Here is a 16,585-nt window from a genome sequence, read left to right as displayed (position 1 = left end):
ACAAGACAGGTCAGAGAGGAGAGTCAATGAGCATATTGCGGAGTCTGATGCTGCCAGGTTTGATGCTGGCAGTTTCCCTTCTGTTCAGTCGGCCCGCGCTGGCGATGGCGGAGGGCACGCCACCCAGCCTTTACGCAACGGCTGAGTTCAAGGCCATCCTCTGCCTGATCATTTTTGCAGTGGCCTACCTCTTCGTGATGGCAGAAGAATTTCTTCATTTACGCAAGTCCAAACCCGTTATTCTGGCTGCGGGCCTGATCTGGATGCTGGTGGCCAGTGTTGCTCAGGACTATGGCGTCAGCAGCGACCAGATGCGGGAGATGGTGTTCCACAACCTGTCGGAATATGCGGCACTGTTTCTCTTCCTGCTGGTTGCAATGACCTATATCAACGCCATGGAAGAGCGCGACGTCTTCGATTTCTTGCGCGCCTACCTTACCAGAAAGGCGCTTTCCTACCGGCAGCTGTTCTGGGCAACAGGCGGTCTGGCCTTCTGTATCTCGCCCTTCGCAGACAACCTGACCACGGCACTGCTAATGGGCGCCGTGATTATGGCTGTAGGCAGTCATCAGCCTCGATTCGTCGCGGTGTCGATGGTCAATGTGGTCATTGCCGCGAATGCTGGTGGTGCCTTCAGTCCCTTTGGCGATATCACGACTCTGATGGTATGGCAGGCCGACAAGCTCGAGTTCGTCGAGTTTTTCGCGCTTTTCCTGCCAGCCGCGGTAAATTTCCTGGTACCAGCCGTCATCATGAATTTCTTCTTGCCGGTAGGTACTCCAGAGGGACACGCTGCTGAAGTCGGCATAAAGCGCGGCGGCAAGCGAATCTGCCTGCTTTTTCTATGCACAATCGCATTGGCTGTTTGCTTCGAGCAGTTTTTCCATCTGCCGCCCTTCATGGGCATGATGACAGGGCTTTCAGTGCTGATGATCTTCGCTTATTACCTCCGCAAGAGCGGGCACCGGCAACGTGATGATGTCCATTTCGATATATTCGGCCCGATAGCCCGCAGCGAATGGGACACGCTCCTGTTCTTTTTCGGCGTCATCTTCTGTGTTGGTGGTCTGGCTTATCTTGGCTATCTGGAGCTGATGTCGCAGGCCATGTACGAGAACTGGGGGCCGACCACGGCCAATATTGTCGCTGGCACGATCTCTGCCGTCATCGATAACATTCCGGTCATGTTCGCCATCATCAGCATGAATCCCGCTATGGGTGATGCGCAGTGGCTGTTAATCACGCTCACGGCCGGGGTTGGCGGCAGCCTGTTGTCGATCGGCTCCGCTGCCGGCGTGGCGCTGATGGGTCAGTCGAAAGGCAAGTACACATTTTTGAGTCACCTGCGTTGGACCTGGGCGATCGCACTGGGTTACGTCGCCTCGATCGGCACTCACATCTGGGTGAACGGGGTATAGGGCCCTGTGTTACTCGTCGGCCACTATCGGCCACTACTGGGCTGGCTTGTCCAGGTAACGCGCGAAGGCACTGGTGACAACCGAAGCGGGAATGGCCAGACCAAAGCCATCAGCCACAGCTGTTTGAGCGAATTTCAGGGTATTCACCCCGATCACTTCGCCAGCCTCGTTGAGCAGTGGCCCGCCGCTATTGCCAGGCAAGATCCTCGCATCGGTCACCAGATAGTCTTTTTGCCGCCTGGTGATAATGCCTGACGTAACCGAGTCTCGCATGCCGAGCGGGCTACCCACGGCGAAGACGGGATGACCTTGCTGGGCGGCTGCATCGTTGCCCGTCGGCAAGACCGGCGTTCGATAGCCATCTACCTTGAGCAGGGCAAGATCATGCTCGCTGCTGACCAAGATGAGATTGGCCTGCAGCTGGGTATCGTCCTTGAGGTAGATCTTGAACCGCTTGGCTGCCCCGGCGAGACTACTCTTGAAGTTGTAATCAGCCAGTTCGCGGCGATGCTGCTCGGCTACTTCGTCATAACTCGCCTGATAGCTTTCGAGCTGGCTCAGACGAGCTGCGTATTGCCTCTGATGAGCCGAGTAGTCATCGAGCGCCAGCTTCTTTGACTGACCGTCGCCACGGCTGTCGATATCGGCCTTGTATTCGGCTATTTTTTTGGCATAAGCGCGGAGCTCGTTACGCTCGGCATCGAGTTCTCGCCGCCGTTCGGAAAGAATTTTTTCATTCTCGGCCTGCGCAATCTTTATTTTCTCGCTATTACCGTCAGCTTCAGGTCGCACCACATGTCGGTTGGTAACGATGTAGCCAGTGTCGGAGATGAAGAAGCCGCTGCCCTGACCAAGCGCACTCTCCACGCCCACGACCGCTAGCGTGACCTTCTCGATAGTGGTCGCTGGTTTATATTGTGCGGTCAATCTCGTCAGAAGGTCGCGCTCAGCATCGACTGTGCCAGGCTCAGCAGCGGGCGCTGGCTCCGGCGTGCCTTTGTCGCCGATGCGCGTAACTGTGGCTTTGGTCTCAGGTGCCTTGTCGCTGAACTGCCAGCGTCCAGAGGCATCTTTCCACTTATAGATTTCTGCCTGCGCCAAGCTAAAGGTCAATGAGCCGCTCAAACAGCAGATCGCCCCCATCACACCAAGCTTGCGGATACCAAGGATTAGTCCCATGACCGTACTGCCTCACTCGAAATCAGGATTTCATCGAGTATAGACAAGTCTGCGACGGCTGCCTGTGGCTCCCATTCAAGGCCTGGCAGAGATGATTCTACCGAGAAGCGCAGCGAGTTTTCGGAAATCGATTGGCTTGACCAGATGATGGTCGAATCCTGCAGCGGACGTTTGCGCCCGGTCCTGGTCCTGGCCGTATCCTGTGACTGCGATGATCGCAGCGTCGGCTGTCTCTGCTTGCGCGCGCAAACGACGCGCCAATTCAATGCCACTGATTTCGGGAAGTCCTATGTCCAACAGGAAGACATCGAAGTGGTGCAGGGCACTCTGCTCCAACGCACGTTTGGCGTCATACTCGACTGAAACATCATAGCCGACAGACCGCAGCAGCAAGCTGAGCATTGATGCCGCGTCTTCGTTATCATCGACTAGCAGGATTCTGGGCGGCCGCTCAAAATCCGGATTGGCTGCTTCCTCCCCGTCCGCTGAAGCATCTGTACCTGCTTCGTCCATACGGGGCAGGCGGATCATGAACGTGCTGCCTTTCCCTGTGCCGGGACTACTGCAGCTCACAGAGCCGCCGTGTAGTTCGATTATGCTCTTGACCAGCGCAAGTCCCAGCCCGAGGCCACCGGAGGACCGATCGGACGTTCTCTCAGCCTGGGCAAAGAGCTCGAATGCTCGCGCAATCACGTCAGGGCTCATCCCTATACCATCATCGATGACTTCAACCAGCACTTCAGCCCCTACGGCTGTGCTATTAACCTCGATGCGGCCACCTTCATTGGTATATTTGGCAGCGTTGTTGAGAATATTGGCCAAGACCTGAACCAGACGCTTCCTGTCGCCGACCACCATTGTTGACTCAGGCATCATCTGTAGCGCCAGCTGGTGCCGCCGGACCCGCATGACTGGCGAGACCTGTTCGATGGCTTCATTGATGATGTGATTGATATCCAGCGGGCTGCGCTCGATCTTGACTTGACCGGTGGTCACCCGTGAGACATCGAGCAGGTCGTCCACCAATCCGGTCATGTGCTCGACCTGGCGACCTATGATCTGGCTGGTCTGCCGAACCCGTTGTTCATCCAGATCTGCGATTTGCAGCAGATCAGCTGCCGCCCGAATTGGCGCGAGCGGATTGCGCAGCTCATGCGCCAGCATCGCCAGGAACTCGTCTTTCCTGCGATCGATTTCGCGTAAGCGCTCCTCGCTCTGTCGCAGTGCCTCTTCACTTGCCTTGCGCTTGGTGATATCGATGGCCGTGCCGATGATGCGTATGCATTCACCAGCTTCATTGAACAGGCCTCTGCCTTTAGCCGCGACCCAGCGAATCAGGCCATCTTCCTTCCCGATAGTTCGGTACTCGGCATCATATTGGCTGCGCAGTTGAGGATCGGCGGTATTCTGGAAGGAGTTAAACGTACGCTCGCGATCTTCGGGGTGAACACCTTCATAATAGTCTGCCAGCGTGACAGGACGGTCGGGTGAAATGCCAAACATTGCTTTTACACGTGCTGGCCAGAACATCGCTCCGCTTATCATATCGACATCCCATTCGCCGACGTCGGCCGCATCGATAGCCAGCGCGAGTTGTTGCTCACGCTCGCTCAAAGCTGTTTCTGCCTGCTTGCGTTCGCTGATGTCGCGGTAGAACACGACAATTCCTTCATCTACCGGAAAGCTCTGAATATCGAACCAGATGTCCTTCCCGTGATGTCGATAGCATTGCTCCAGACTTTCAATCGACCGTTCTTCCATGGAACGCTTATAGGCCTTGCCGACTGGCAGGTGCTCAGTGCCAGGCCAGAGCTCCCAATGGGTTCGACCCAGCATTTCGGAAGCAGAGCGACCATCAATTCGCTGCGCTTCCTCATTCACCTGCCTTACCCTGAAGGCCTCATCCATGAAAATCACGCCCTGCCTGATAGATGACAGTATCTTGTGACTGCGCGCCTGATCCATGTAAAGAGATTCGGCGGCCAGGGTCTGCTCTTCAGAGACTGGATTTTTGTCAGAACCACTGTCTGTCATATACAGGTCGTTCCTTTGAATGCCAGAGCGTTCAGCTGGTGTCTCCTCGCTTGTGAGATGGGCAGAGCGGTGCCGGCTGAATAGTCCTTATTTCAATGCATACCCCCGTTCAGCGTGCTGGGTGATATCCAGACCTTCCGTCTCTTCTTCATAGGGTACGCTCAGCCTGAGGATTTTATCCACCAGTTGGAACAGCAGATGGCGGACGACCAGCCACCACGCTCTCCGGGGATAGCCGCTTCATTGATTCATCAGGGCGTGAAGGAGAGGTTCGGCGACATTGTCAGGACTGCTTCGGTGCGATTGGACACACCAAGCTTGTTGTAGATGTTTTTGAGGTGCCATTTGGTGGTTGTCAGGCTCGTACCAGTCAATCGGCTGATCTCTGCATTGGCAAGCCCCCGCAACAGACAGTTGAAGATCTCGAGCTCCCGGTTCGTCAGCACCAGCCTTGGGTCGGTTGGCGTTGTAGCGGGCGCATGATCCTGGTTGATGATGCTCTGGAAACGCTCGAGATAGGCCTCCGGCGGTCTGAGCAGGCCACTTTGGCAGGCGTCCCTGAACAACTGCGAAAGTCCGGGCGCCTCATCGAAGATCGATCGGGAGAAATTATACAGTTCATACCGCGCCAGCAGACCCTTGAGGGCGCTCATGCGTTCTGGACCAGACTCGTCTCTGAATTTCAGGATCAACAGGTTGGCCTCACTGACGAGGGCCCGGTTTCTGATCCCGGCGCGATTGAGCTCGCTGATGAGGGTCTCCAGTAGCCGTTCCGCTTCTGGCAACTGCGACTGAAACGTCAACCAGTACACTGCCGCGAGGCCATAGCGCTCGCGGCGTTCGCTATAGGTCGGTACGTTCTCGGCTGATTGACGCACGACCTCAGCAAGCTGGTACTGCTCAGCCAGCGAAGCGATTCTTGCCTCGTCGCCCATCTCGACTGCCTGACGCATTGACTCATGAGCGACCTGGCTGACGAATCGCTCATAGTTGCCGAGCTTGAGGATATTCGACAGCTTGTCGAGCAGACGCCGTGCGCTGACGAAGTCACCGAAGTGATGCTGAAGTCGAGACAGGGTGAGGTAGACTGTAGTGATGACCTCAGTAGCCGACGCCACATTTACCAGAGGCAGGAGTTCCTCACAGAGTAGCCTGGCCTCATCCAGGCGGTTCTGTTCATAGAGAATGACCAGCTTGCCCGTAGCCCACAGCGTCCAGCTGGGCGAAAGGCGCGGCGTCTCTTCGAAAGGAGCTTCGACGCACTGCATGGCCTCTACCAGACAGTTGTTCTGACGGTGGCAGAGCGCAATGATCAGCCCGGCGTAGCTGGCCAGAAAGTGATGGCCGAGCTTCTGCAGCACCGTGCGGGCCTGGGACGCCAGCTGCAGGGCCAGATCGAGTCGTGCATGCTGCAGGTGATAGTAAGCGATCATGGCTAGTGAGAAAGCGCGTATATCGCGATGCCCGCTACTTTGCAGCAGCAGTTCGAGATCAGCATCCTGAAAGAAATCGGTGTCGTGTTGGAATAGCTGAAGATGCAGCTCCAGAAATGTGCAGGTATAGGCATCGGCGTAGCGGCCAGATGACTCGACCTCGGGACTCAGCTTGAGCTCGTCGAGATAATAGCGGGCATGATGGAAGCGCCTTGACAGCGTCAGGCCGCAGATCAGCGGTGCAGCCAGATCAAAATTACCGTGGATGAGTTCATCGCGTAGCCGGTCCGACCATTTCAGAATCTCACCGAAGTGGCCGTACCTGATCCATTCGTCGAAACAACGTTCGAGCGTGCGGGTAAACAAGTCGGTATCGCCACTACGTTCGGCATGCATCAGCGCCTGCTCCTGCTCGTCGTTGGCCAGAAAGTACTGGGCCGCCCGACGGTGAAGTGGCTCGAGCATCTCTGGCTGCTCAATCTTCAGTCGGTTCTGCAGAAAATCGTGCAGAAGTGCATGATAGCGAAACCAGCCCCGGCGCCCTTCGGCTGGCAACATGAACAGCTCACGCTCTGCCACCTCCTCGAGCAGGAGGGCCGACTGTGAGCGCTGCAATACCTCATCGCAGAGCGCGCCGTCGAAGTGCTCGAAGATAGAGCTTTGCAGAAACAGATTCCTGAGACTTTCCGGCAGCCCCTTCAGCACCACATGACCGAAATACTCCACCACCTCAACCTGGGTGCCCGAGAAGCCCTGCAGCGCTTCCGGCCCAGACTCGAGAGCGGCCAGTAAAGCGATTTTGACGCCGGTCAGCCAGCCTTCGGTCATGGCAATGATGTGAGCCGCGTTCTCGGCAGACAGGGCGGGGCCGCCCAGGCCCATGTTCAGATGATGAACTTCTTCAGCAGTCACTTTGAGATCATGACTGTCGATAACGAGAAGCTTGTCCGCCAACTTGATACGCGTCAGTGGAAAGCCGGGGTAATTGCGGGTAGCGAGCACCAGATGCAGCCGGGCCGGGGCATCGTCAAGCAGGGTCGTGAACACATCGATGATACTCGGTGCATCGATATACTGGAAATCGTCAAGCACCAGATGCAGGTCACCTTCCACCTGATCAAAGGCATCTATCAGGGGCTCGGCAATGGAACTACCTGAGGGCCGGAACTCACGCAGAAACGGGTCGTACCAGGTGATATCAAACCCGGGGAGGGCACTACGCAGTGCTTCAGCCAAGCGGCGGAAGAACCTGGGCGGATCATTATCACGCTCATCCAGTGCCAGCCTGACGATGCGACGGGTCGGAAAGAGCGACTCCCAGTGATGTAACAGCGTCGATTTGCCAGATCCGGCCGGTGCGATCAACAGCGTCAATGGAAACTGTTCGCTATGGTCAAGCAAGGTAATCAGTGGCCGGCGCAGGATGCGGGCCACGCCGTGGCCTTTTTCGATGCTACTCACTTAATTGCCTGTCCTTTCATAAAGATACCTCGCTAAGCAAGACTGTTTCGCCAGCCTGTTTCACTCTGCGCAGCTTACTCAGGAGGCCGTATACGCGATTGTGACGAAGTTATCAGTTCAGAGGCTTACCCTACCCAAGTAGGGGATTGTTTTTTGAAACTCACTGTTAGGATCGCCGGCGCTGTACCTCACAGGAATACATAGCAATGGAGAACAAGAAATGGCGATAACACCTTGGGTCACCTGGCCGGCCCTCACCAGTTTCGGCAGTATCGGCGTCATGGGCGCGCTACTCGTCCTCGGCTCGGAGAGGACAAACCTGCTCGAGAACAATATGTTCGATATGGAGCAGTGGGCGAAGCACAACGCAAACCTGGTCTGCGACGAACGTAGCCTCACCGCACGAACCGTAGACGGTACCTGTAATATTCTGGAAAACCCGGCAGAAGGCTCGGTGTATCGGCGTTTCGGCCGCAACGTCGATCCAGTCTCAGTGTGGGCGGAAAACAATGCCGGCACACTGCTGACACCAAACCCGCGAGAAGTCAGCAATGTGCTGATGGCACGTGGTGACGAATTCAAGCCTGCGACCTCGCTCAACTTCATTGCAGCCGCCTGGATACAGTTCATGGTCCACGACTGGTTCGATCATGGGCCGCAAAGCGATGCTGATCCGATGCGCATTCAATTGCCGTCGGGCGATCCACTGGGCAGTGGCGAAATGGTGGTGAAACGCACAATGCCTGATCCTACCCGCAGCGCAGAAGATGCGGCCCTGCCGCCCACCTTTCAGAACACAAACACTCACTGGTGGGACGGCTCACAGCTGTATGGAAGTGACCAGGCCACAAACGACAGTGTGCGTGCGTTTGAAGGCGGACGCCTGAAAGTCGACAGCGACAACACGCTGCCTACTGAACTGATGAGCGGCAAGCCTGTAACAGGATTCAACGAAAACTGGTGGGTCGGTCTGTCGATGCTGCATCGCTTGTTCACGCTTGAGCACAATGCTGTCGCAGATCGTCTTGCGGAGGCGTACCCGGATGCCAGCGACGAGTGGCTCTATGACCGCGCCAGACTGGTCAACGCCGCACTCATGGCAAAAATTCACACCGTTGAGTGGACACCTGCGATTCTCGCGAACCCGGTTCTCGAGCGTGCCATGTATGCCAACTGGTGGGGCCTCGGTGGTGACCGTGACAAGCGTGACAAGTACCAGGACGACCTCGCCAACCTGAACCAGAATTTCAACCAGCTCGGCAACCTGTTCCGACTCATCGGCCTGAACTCGAACCTGGGTCAGAATGACTCTGGATTCCTCGAGCACGCGCTCGGTGGTCTGGTGGGCTCAAGAACGCCGGCCGACTACGATGTACCCTATACGCTGACCGAAGAGTTCGTAGCGGTCTATCGAATGCACCCGCTGCTGCGTGACAGCATCGAGGTTTACGATGTCGGTTCGAACGTGGTCGATGCCAGTATACCGCTGCCGGAAACCCGCGACGGCGACGCCGAAGACCTCCTTGACGACGTCGGCGCCGACCGCATGTGGTACTCCTTTGGCATTACCAATCCCGGGTCGCTCACATTGAAGAACTATCCCGACTTCATGCGCAATCTGAACGTACCGGTTCGTGGCAATCTGGACATGGCAACTATCGATATACTTCGTGATCGGGAACGTGGTGTACCGCGCTACAACGAGTTCCGTCGTCAGATCGGTCTGAAGCCCATAACCAAGTTCGAGGATCTGACTGCCGATCCCCAGACGCTGTCGGAACTCAAGCGCCTGTACAATAACGACATCGAGCAGATCGACACACTGGTTGGTCAGCTGGCTGAAGAAACCAGACCCGATGGCTTTGGTTTCGGTGAAACGGCGTTTCAGATATTCATCCTCAACGCGTCGCGTCGTCTGATGACCGATCGCTTCTTCACCAGCGATTACCGGGCAGAAGTCTACACCCAGGAAGGTATCGACTGGGTTGAGAACAATACGATGGTGGACGTGATCAAGCGTCATTATCCGAATCTGTCTGCCAGTCTTGTCGGCATGGATAACGCGTTCAAGCCTTGGGGTCTGAACATGCCTGCAGAGTACGAGCAGTGGGATGCCGACGCCAAGGCGCAGCACCTCTGGACCAACGGCGTCATGCGCACGGCCTATGATGCGAATGAACTGCCTGCAATTCCACCGGTCAATATTGGCGGGCTGATCGACTCAATTCTGTGGACCAAGGTCAACCGCGTGGGTGACGTGGCACCAGCTGGCTATGAGAAGCCCTTGCATCCAAAGGCTGCAGTGGCACGCGTGAAATTCGTGCCAGCAGCAGGCAGTCAGTATACCGGTCTGTTTCAGGGCGCCGACCATGGCCTGCTGAGACTTTCACTTACTGGTGATCCTGCTGATCGCGGCTATGCGCCGGGACTGGCTCTCAAGCTGTTTGCCGATGGCAAGCCGTCTGAAAACATCTCAGCGCTGTACACGCTCTCGGGCCAGGGAGACAACTACAACTTCTTTGCCAACGAGATGTCGAATTATGTATCGCCCGAGGCCAATGAGTCACTGGGCTCCACCATCCTGTTCTCGCTGGTAAGCACCAAGCCTACGCTGGTCATGGCCAACGCCATGGCTGAAGTCCGCCAGGATGGCTCAGCGGTAGCCTCGCCAAAAGCGCCTACGCAGATTTATTTCGTGCCGGGCGCCGATGTGAGAGGTGTCTTCGCCTCAGACCCGCACGATTTCCGTGAGGACCTGATGGCACTGCCGCAAGGCGTGAAGGTTTATGATGTGTATGCCACGTCTGCGTCCATCAGAAGCTCGATCTTCCCATCATTGAACCGTCGCTATGCCAATGAGCGTCGTCAGGGAGCGACCAAGATCGGTGAACTGCATACCAGTACGCCGTTCGTGGCGTCGGCTTTTGGCGACTCAGGCATCTTCTTCAAGCACCAGCGCTACGAAGATCGCTAGGACAGGGCGTGTTCCGAAATAGCTCTACCTGATAACTATGTAATCGACCTGGGGCGGCACCGGACGCCCTGGGCCTTTCTTTCCGATGCAGTCCTGAGGCTGCATCGGCTTTTTTTGTCGACGAAATCCCTGGGTAAGGTTGGCGATTCTGGTGGTTCGCGGCTACCGTTGATAGATGTTTTTTAGATATCTTTAACCCATGCCCGCTTGTGCTGTGACAGCTCTCCAGCGTCGCTTGAAGATCGTTTTTTGGCTACTGCTTCTACTGTCGCCACGCCTGCTGGCGAGCAACGCACCAATGCCGGACCCGGTAGACGCAAGCGTGGAAATCTTGCCGACGCTCTTCTACCTCGAGGACCCCGACGGCAAGCGTTCGATTGAAGCGCTTTCCGAGGCGCCAGTGAACTGGCAGCAGGCTGCTGCCGGCGCAGCAAATTTCGGCTACTCGCGAGGTGTGTTCTGGTTCCGCGTTGGCTTGGTGAATGTTACACCACAGCCGCTGAACAAATTGCTGGCCATCCAGGCGCCGTTTCTCGATCACATCGAATTTTACCTCTATCGAAACGATGAGCTGATCCAATCAGGCGTAATGGGCGACACCTATCCCTTTACCCAGCGGCTGATCCGGCATCCAAAGTTTCTTCTTCCGATGACGCTCGACCCCGGCGAGACTTACACCTATCTCTTTCGTGTAAAAGAATCGGGGCCGATGGAGTTTCCGATTTCGCTTTGGAATGAACGTGCGTTTCACCTGGATGATGTCATCTCGACCCAGCTGAATTCGATCTACTACGGGATCCTGCTGTTCGTCATCCTGTTCAACTCGATGATTTTCTATGCTCTGCGAGAGAAGACCTATCTCTATTATGTGCTCTTCGTCACCACGCTGTTGCTGCTGCAATCGACTCTACATGGCCGGACCTTTGAGTATTTCTGGCCCCATCTGCCGGAAATGCAGCACTGGCTGATTCAGCTCAATATTCCAGCCGCCACACTGTTCGGCAGTCTGTTCGCCCAGAGCTTCCTGCGGGTTTCCAGGCACAGTCCCGTGCTGAACCTGTGTTTCCGCTTCACCATCATGGCAAGTCTATCGTGTCTGGCGCTGATACCGTTTGTCAGCCGCGAGACGTCACTGATGATCTCCGCCTACCTCACCATTCCCTGTTCAATGCTGCTGCTCGTTACCGGACCTGTTCTTTGGTGGCGGGGGGTTCGGGAGGCGAGATTCTTTACCTTTGCCTGGGTCGGGCTTTCAATGGGTATTCTGTCGACCATGCTGCACAAGACCGGCGTGCTGCCAGAATCGTTCTTCACAAGTTATGGCATACAGATCGGTTCGGCACTTGAGGCAATGCTGCTTTCTATTGCCATTGTCGATCGCATCTATCGGGAACGGAATGAGCGGCTGGCGGCCCATCGTCGCAGCATCAAGGATGCCGAGGAGCGACTCAGCGCTGAACATCAGCTTGTGCTTCAGGCCACCCATAATGTAGTGACCGGGTTGCCAAACCGAATCCTGTTCGAGAACAGGATCCGCAAGCTGATCAGCGTCGACAGGATGCAGCCGTTCATGGTCTGCCTGATTCACCTCAGTCGCTTTCATGAGATCGACAAGACGCTCGGTCATGACAACGCCGACCGACTACTCTGTCAGATTGCCAACAGACTCAGTGCGTTCTGTAGCGAGCTACCCGACGCCATACTGCTTGAGTCACGCCAGGACTCGCGCCTCCGTCTGGCTAGCACCGAAGGCGTGACCATGGGGCTGCTGCTGAAGAGCCATAAACCGGTGCTGAAGGAGGACATTGACGCCAGGCTTGGCCAGCTTGAAGCGGAAACCCGCCAAAGCGTGCAATTCGACCACCTCACGCTCGACCCAGGCGCGAAGATAGGCGTGGTTCGCTATCCTGACGATGCCACAGAGCTCGAAGATCTGATGCGAAAGGCGCATATCGCGCTCGATACTGCAGGTCAGCAGCAGGAAAACCTCGCGTTCTACGATGAGAGTTTCGACGTCTACAACGAGCGCCGACTCACGCTGATGGCTGAACTGGATAAAGCGATCAGCCTCGACGGGCTGGACCTTCACTTTCAACCGCAGCTCAACCTCAAGCAGAATCGAATCGTCGGCGTTGAAACTCTGTTGCGCTGGAACCACCCGGAATATGGCTTCATTCCACCCGACGAGTTTGTAACACTCGCCGAACGCACGGGCCTCATTACCCCGCTAACCAGGTGGGTCATGCGAAACACACTCAAGGCCCTACAGCAGGTGGCCAGTGCGGGATTCCCGCTACAGTTCTCTATTAATATCTCGGCAATCAATCTCAAGGAGCCGGACTTTACTCTCGAAGTGACGTCGCTACTTCAGGAATTCGATGTTCGGCCGAATGATATCATGCTGGAATTGACCGAAACGGCCATGATGGATAACCCCGCTCGTGCAAGAGAGGCGCTATGCCGGCTGAAGAAAGTGGGCGTTCAGCTCTCCATTGACGACTTCGGTACAGGCTATTCGTCACTGTCATACATCAAGAAGCTGCCTATCGACGAAATCAAGATCGACAAGTCGCTCATTTTCGACTTGACCAGCAGCAGCGATGATCAGGTCATCGTGAAGACGACGCTGGAAATGGCTCAGAATCTGGGCTATCGCGTCGTCGCAGAGGGCGTTGAGAACCAGGAAATGCTGGATATCCTCCACCGCCTGGACTGCGATCTCATTCAGGGCTATTTCCTGGCAAGGCCAATGCCACTGGCGGCTCTGCTGACCTGGCTCGCCGAGCGTGGCGCTCAACCCCTGCCACCAGATAAGGAGCAGGTTGTGGCTGCACCCACACCTCCAACGCACGGCCCGCCTGATTCCGGATCCGGTCGCTGAACACACCATTGAGCCTGCAAATTGCGGGCTTTTTTCTGTCTGTCGTTCGGTGGATCAGACTGGATGAACAATTGAGGCGTAAACATCAGTCATATCGAATCGCTATCTCGGCGAAGACGAGATCAATCGAATATAACGGAAGAAAAGGCGGAAAATTATGCGCATGTCGTTAGAGCAAACGCTGGAGGGTGTACGGAAGAGGGACCCTGACCAGGCAGAATTTCTCCAGGCCGTAGAGGAGGTGCTCACGACACTGTGGCCGTTTCTTGAAAAATGCAGTGAGTATCAAAAGCAGGGTCTCCTCGACCGTTTTCTCGAGCCTGAACGGGTGATCCAGTTCCGGGTCGCCTGGGTCGACGATGCAGGCGAGGTGCAGGTCAACCGGGGCTACCGTGTCCAGATGAACAGCGCCATCGGTCCCTACAAGGGCGGTCTGCGATTCCATCCATCGGTCAACCTGAGCGTACTCAAGTTCCTCGCGTTCGAGCAGGTCCTCAAGAACTCACTGACGACCTTGCCACTTGGCGGCGGCAAGGGAGGCTCGGACTTCGACCCAAAGGGCAAGAGCCCCAATGAGGTCATGCGCTTTTGTCAGGCCTTCATGACCGAGCTATACAGACACATTGGCCCAGAGACCGATGTGCCGGCAGGCGACATCGGTGTTGGGGGCAGGGAGGTCGGCTATATGTACGGCATGTATCGAAAACTGCGGAACGAAGTCACCGGTAGCTTTACTGGAAAAGGGCCCAGCTTTGGCGGCAGCATTCTGCGCCCGGAGGCCACTGGCTATGGTCTGATCTATTTCGTCGAGGCAATGCTGAAAACAAGGAACAAGGACATTGCGGGCCAGAGAATCGCGATATCAGGGTCCGGCAATGTAGCGCAGTACACAGCACAGAAGGCTATTGAGCTCGACGCCACCGTAGTGACCATGTCGGACTCTGACGGTGTGGTATACAATCCTGATGGATTCTCGATGGAACAGTGGCAGTACCTGATGGCACTCAAGAATGAACGCCGCGGCCGCATCAGTGAGCTGGCTGATAAATTCGGTCTTGAATACAAGGATGGCGCGAAACCCTGGCAATACCCCTGTGACATCGCTTTGCCTTGCGCGACCCAGAATGAAATGGATGAAGATGATGCCCGAACGCTGGTCGAGAATGGCTGCTTCTGCGTGAGTGAAGGCGCAAACATGCCTTTGACGCTCAAGGCTATCAACGTTGTACAGCAGGCAAGAATCCTGTACGCGCCGGGCAAGGCGTCCAACGCCGGTGGTGTGGCCGTCAGCGGTCTTGAAATGGCCCAGAACTCGATGCGTCAGCATTGGTCTGAGGGCGAGGTTGACACGAAGCTGCATACCATCATGTCGTGTATTCACAAGGCCTGCGTTTCCTACGGCCGTAAAGAGGATGACGACTATACCGACTATGTTACGGGCGCGAATATCGCAGGTTTCGTGAAAGTTGCCGATGCGATGTTGGCCCAGGGCGTGATCTGAAGACTTTGTACAGCGCTGTTTTTCCGTTGCAGCACCCATGAGCGTGTAATAGATTGAAATGAAGCCTTCGTTAGGCTTTTCGTGTCCCACCTGGAGCAATTTGATGAAAAGAGCACTTAGAAGTTCAGTTGTGGCGGCTCTCGCCGTTTTTGGCAGTCTGGCATCGCTGTCTGCGCAATCTGCTGACGTCGAGGCTGGTAAAGCCAAGTCGGCTGTCTGTGCAGCCTGTCACGGGCAGGATGGGATGGCCACCATTCCGATGTACCCAAACCTTGCTGGACAAAATGCTGCCTACCTTGTCAGCGCTCTCACAGCTTACAAGAACAAGACTCGGACAGGCGGTCAGGCGATAGTCATGCAGGGACAGGCAGCGGGGCTGAGCGAAGCCGACATGGCCAACCTCGCAGCTTACTACGCAAGCCTCAAGCCGGGCGGCGCGAAATAATCCAATCCCGTTGAAGATCTGATGAGCTATGCCAAGGCTCATCAGGTTTGTCATCGATGCGCGCCTGGTTGACCGTTCATTGTCGCCATACCATCCAAATAGAACTTAAGGCCGCCAGAAGCGAGCTGAGCCCCGAATGTCTTCGTACAGCAATACACGAACCGCCGCCGTTACCGGTAGGCGAGTTTCTTGTATAGCGAATTGTTAAAGGAGGCCACTAATGGCTCAGGAACACTCGAAACGGAACATCGATCTGGATACGCAGCGTATGCCATCTTCAGGCAAACCCGATGCCGCTAATGGTCGGTCCAGGAGTAAGCGCGGCGTCACAAACGCCAGCGTCACAAATGATAGTGCGCTGGGTGAGTATTACCCAGTGGATTATTTCGGCGACTCTGACAATAGAGGTGAATCGCTGCGTGATAACAACTGGAACGGCGGCCGTCAGCCGCAACCTCTGGATGCCAACCATGAAACGGGTCGTCAACGCGGTGCCGCTCAGCCGAACCATCGAGGACGGGGGCCAAAGGGCTATAAACGCTCCGATGACCGTATCATCGAAGATGTCTGCGAACGCCTCACCGAACACTCAGGCGTTGATGCCAGCGACATCAGCGTCACCTGCAAAAGCGGAATTGTCAGCCTTGAAGGTACCGTACCTGACCGACAGATGAAGCACCGCGCTGAAGATACGGCGGATGGCTGTCCTGGCGTCCAGGATGTCGACAACCGCCTGAAGGTCAAAGCGACTTCCTGACCTTGTCTCGGCGGGCAAGCCAGCATATCCATCTGCTGTGGGATGCTGGCTTGACTAGCGACCAGCACCTATGTCGCAGGTGGCAACCTTGCGCTGTACCCATTCTTCAAGTTCATCCAGAGGAATGCGCCCGCCTTGCAAAGGCATGGTCCAGACAACCTCCTCCGCGAGCGCTTTATAGAGCAAAAGCGCCATTTTGCTTGAGTACCCCCTCAGCAAACGGATCTCCGCAGACGGCAGGAAGTGACCGAGTATGTTCAGGGCAAGCGTGAGCTGCTCCTTTCGCGAAGAATGCTCACCCCAGGCCATCGAAATGTTGTCATAGAGCGTAAGGATCTGAGGGAAATTAAATACTTGTCTGCTTTCGGAGGAGAACTGACAGCTAAAGGCACCGATGTCCTGCACCGTTTGAGGTAGTAATCGAAACGAACACTCATAACAAACTGCACGATTTCTGGAGAGCTGAAGCCGATTCATGATGGTACTCCATGCACCAAATGCG

General features: G+C 55.9%; 10 protein-coding genes. 6 read left to right on the top strand and 4 right to left on the bottom strand.

The features are described from left to right. Window positions 1–26: 26 nt before the first annotated feature. On the top strand, window positions 27–1,418 hold the full coding sequence (gene nhaD / locus ACH3PB_RS06420) for a sodium:proton antiporter NhaD (RefSeq protein ID WP_416398632.1): 1,392 nt from the start codon (window positions 27–29) through the stop codon (window positions 1,416–1,418). Window positions 1,419–1,451: 33 nt separating this feature from the next. On the opposite strand, the gene ACH3PB_RS06415 is transcribed toward nhaD, so the two are convergent. From ACH3PB_RS06415 to ACH3PB_RS06405, 3 genes are all read right to left on the bottom strand, one after another. Next, complete coding sequence (locus tag ACH3PB_RS06415) at window positions 1,452–2,597, bottom strand: trypsin-like peptidase domain-containing protein (protein WP_416398631.1); 1,146 nt, start codon at window positions 2,595–2,597, stop codon at window positions 1,452–1,454. A gap of 75 nt (window positions 2,598–2,672) precedes the next feature. After that, complete coding sequence (locus ACH3PB_RS06410) at window positions 2,673–4,631, bottom strand: ATP-binding protein (RefSeq protein ID WP_416398630.1); 1,959 nt, start codon at window positions 4,629–4,631, stop codon at window positions 2,673–2,675. Window positions 4,632–4,882: 251 nt separating this feature from the next. Next, window positions 4,883–7,525: a LuxR C-terminal-related transcriptional regulator gene (locus ACH3PB_RS06405; protein WP_416398629.1), complete on the bottom strand. Its 2,643-nt coding sequence runs from the start codon at window positions 7,523–7,525 to the stop codon at window positions 4,883–4,885. 220 nt (window positions 7,526–7,745) lie between these two features. Here ACH3PB_RS06405 and ACH3PB_RS06400 point away from each other — a divergent pair, with 220 nt between their 5' ends. The 5 genes from ACH3PB_RS06400 (at window position 7,746) to ACH3PB_RS06380 (ending at window position 16,083) form a co-directional block, all read left to right on the top strand. Beyond that, a complete protein-coding gene (locus ACH3PB_RS06400; RefSeq protein ID WP_416398628.1) occupies window positions 7,746–10,499 on the top strand; it encodes a peroxidase family protein in 2,754 nt (917 codons plus the stop codon). Between the two features lie 235 nt (window positions 10,500–10,734). Continuing rightward, a complete protein-coding gene (locus tag ACH3PB_RS06395; RefSeq protein ID WP_416398627.1) occupies window positions 10,735–13,380 on the top strand; it encodes an EAL domain-containing protein in 2,646 nt (881 codons plus the stop codon). Window positions 13,381–13,543: 163 nt separating this feature from the next. Next, entirely contained in the window at window positions 13,544–14,881 is a 1,338-nt protein-coding gene (gene gdhA / locus ACH3PB_RS06390; RefSeq protein WP_416399424.1) for an NADP-specific glutamate dehydrogenase, read from the top strand. 103 nt (window positions 14,882–14,984) lie between these two features. Continuing rightward, window positions 14,985–15,326, top strand: a complete 342-nt coding sequence (locus ACH3PB_RS06385) for a c-type cytochrome (protein WP_416398626.1) — start codon at window positions 14,985–14,987, stop codon at window positions 15,324–15,326. 220 nt (window positions 15,327–15,546) lie between these two features. Then, on the top strand, window positions 15,547–16,083 hold the full coding sequence (locus ACH3PB_RS06380; RefSeq protein WP_416398625.1) for a BON domain-containing protein: 537 nt from the start codon (window positions 15,547–15,549) through the stop codon (window positions 16,081–16,083). Between the two features lie 54 nt (window positions 16,084–16,137). Here the strand turns inward: ACH3PB_RS06380 and ACH3PB_RS06375 are convergent, their stop codons facing one another. After that, window positions 16,138–16,560 (bottom strand): hypothetical protein, encoded by a 423-nt coding sequence (locus tag ACH3PB_RS06375; protein WP_416398624.1) that lies wholly within the window; start codon window positions 16,558–16,560, stop codon window positions 16,138–16,140. Between the last annotated feature and the right edge of the window lie 25 nt (window positions 16,561–16,585).

The organism is Allohahella sp. A8, assembly GCF_047946665.1.
Classification (GTDB): domain Bacteria; phylum Pseudomonadota; class Gammaproteobacteria; order Pseudomonadales; family Oleiphilaceae; genus Allohahella.
The sequence above is the reverse complement of the archived record's forward strand: the minus strand, read 5'-3'. Positions and strand labels throughout refer to the sequence as shown.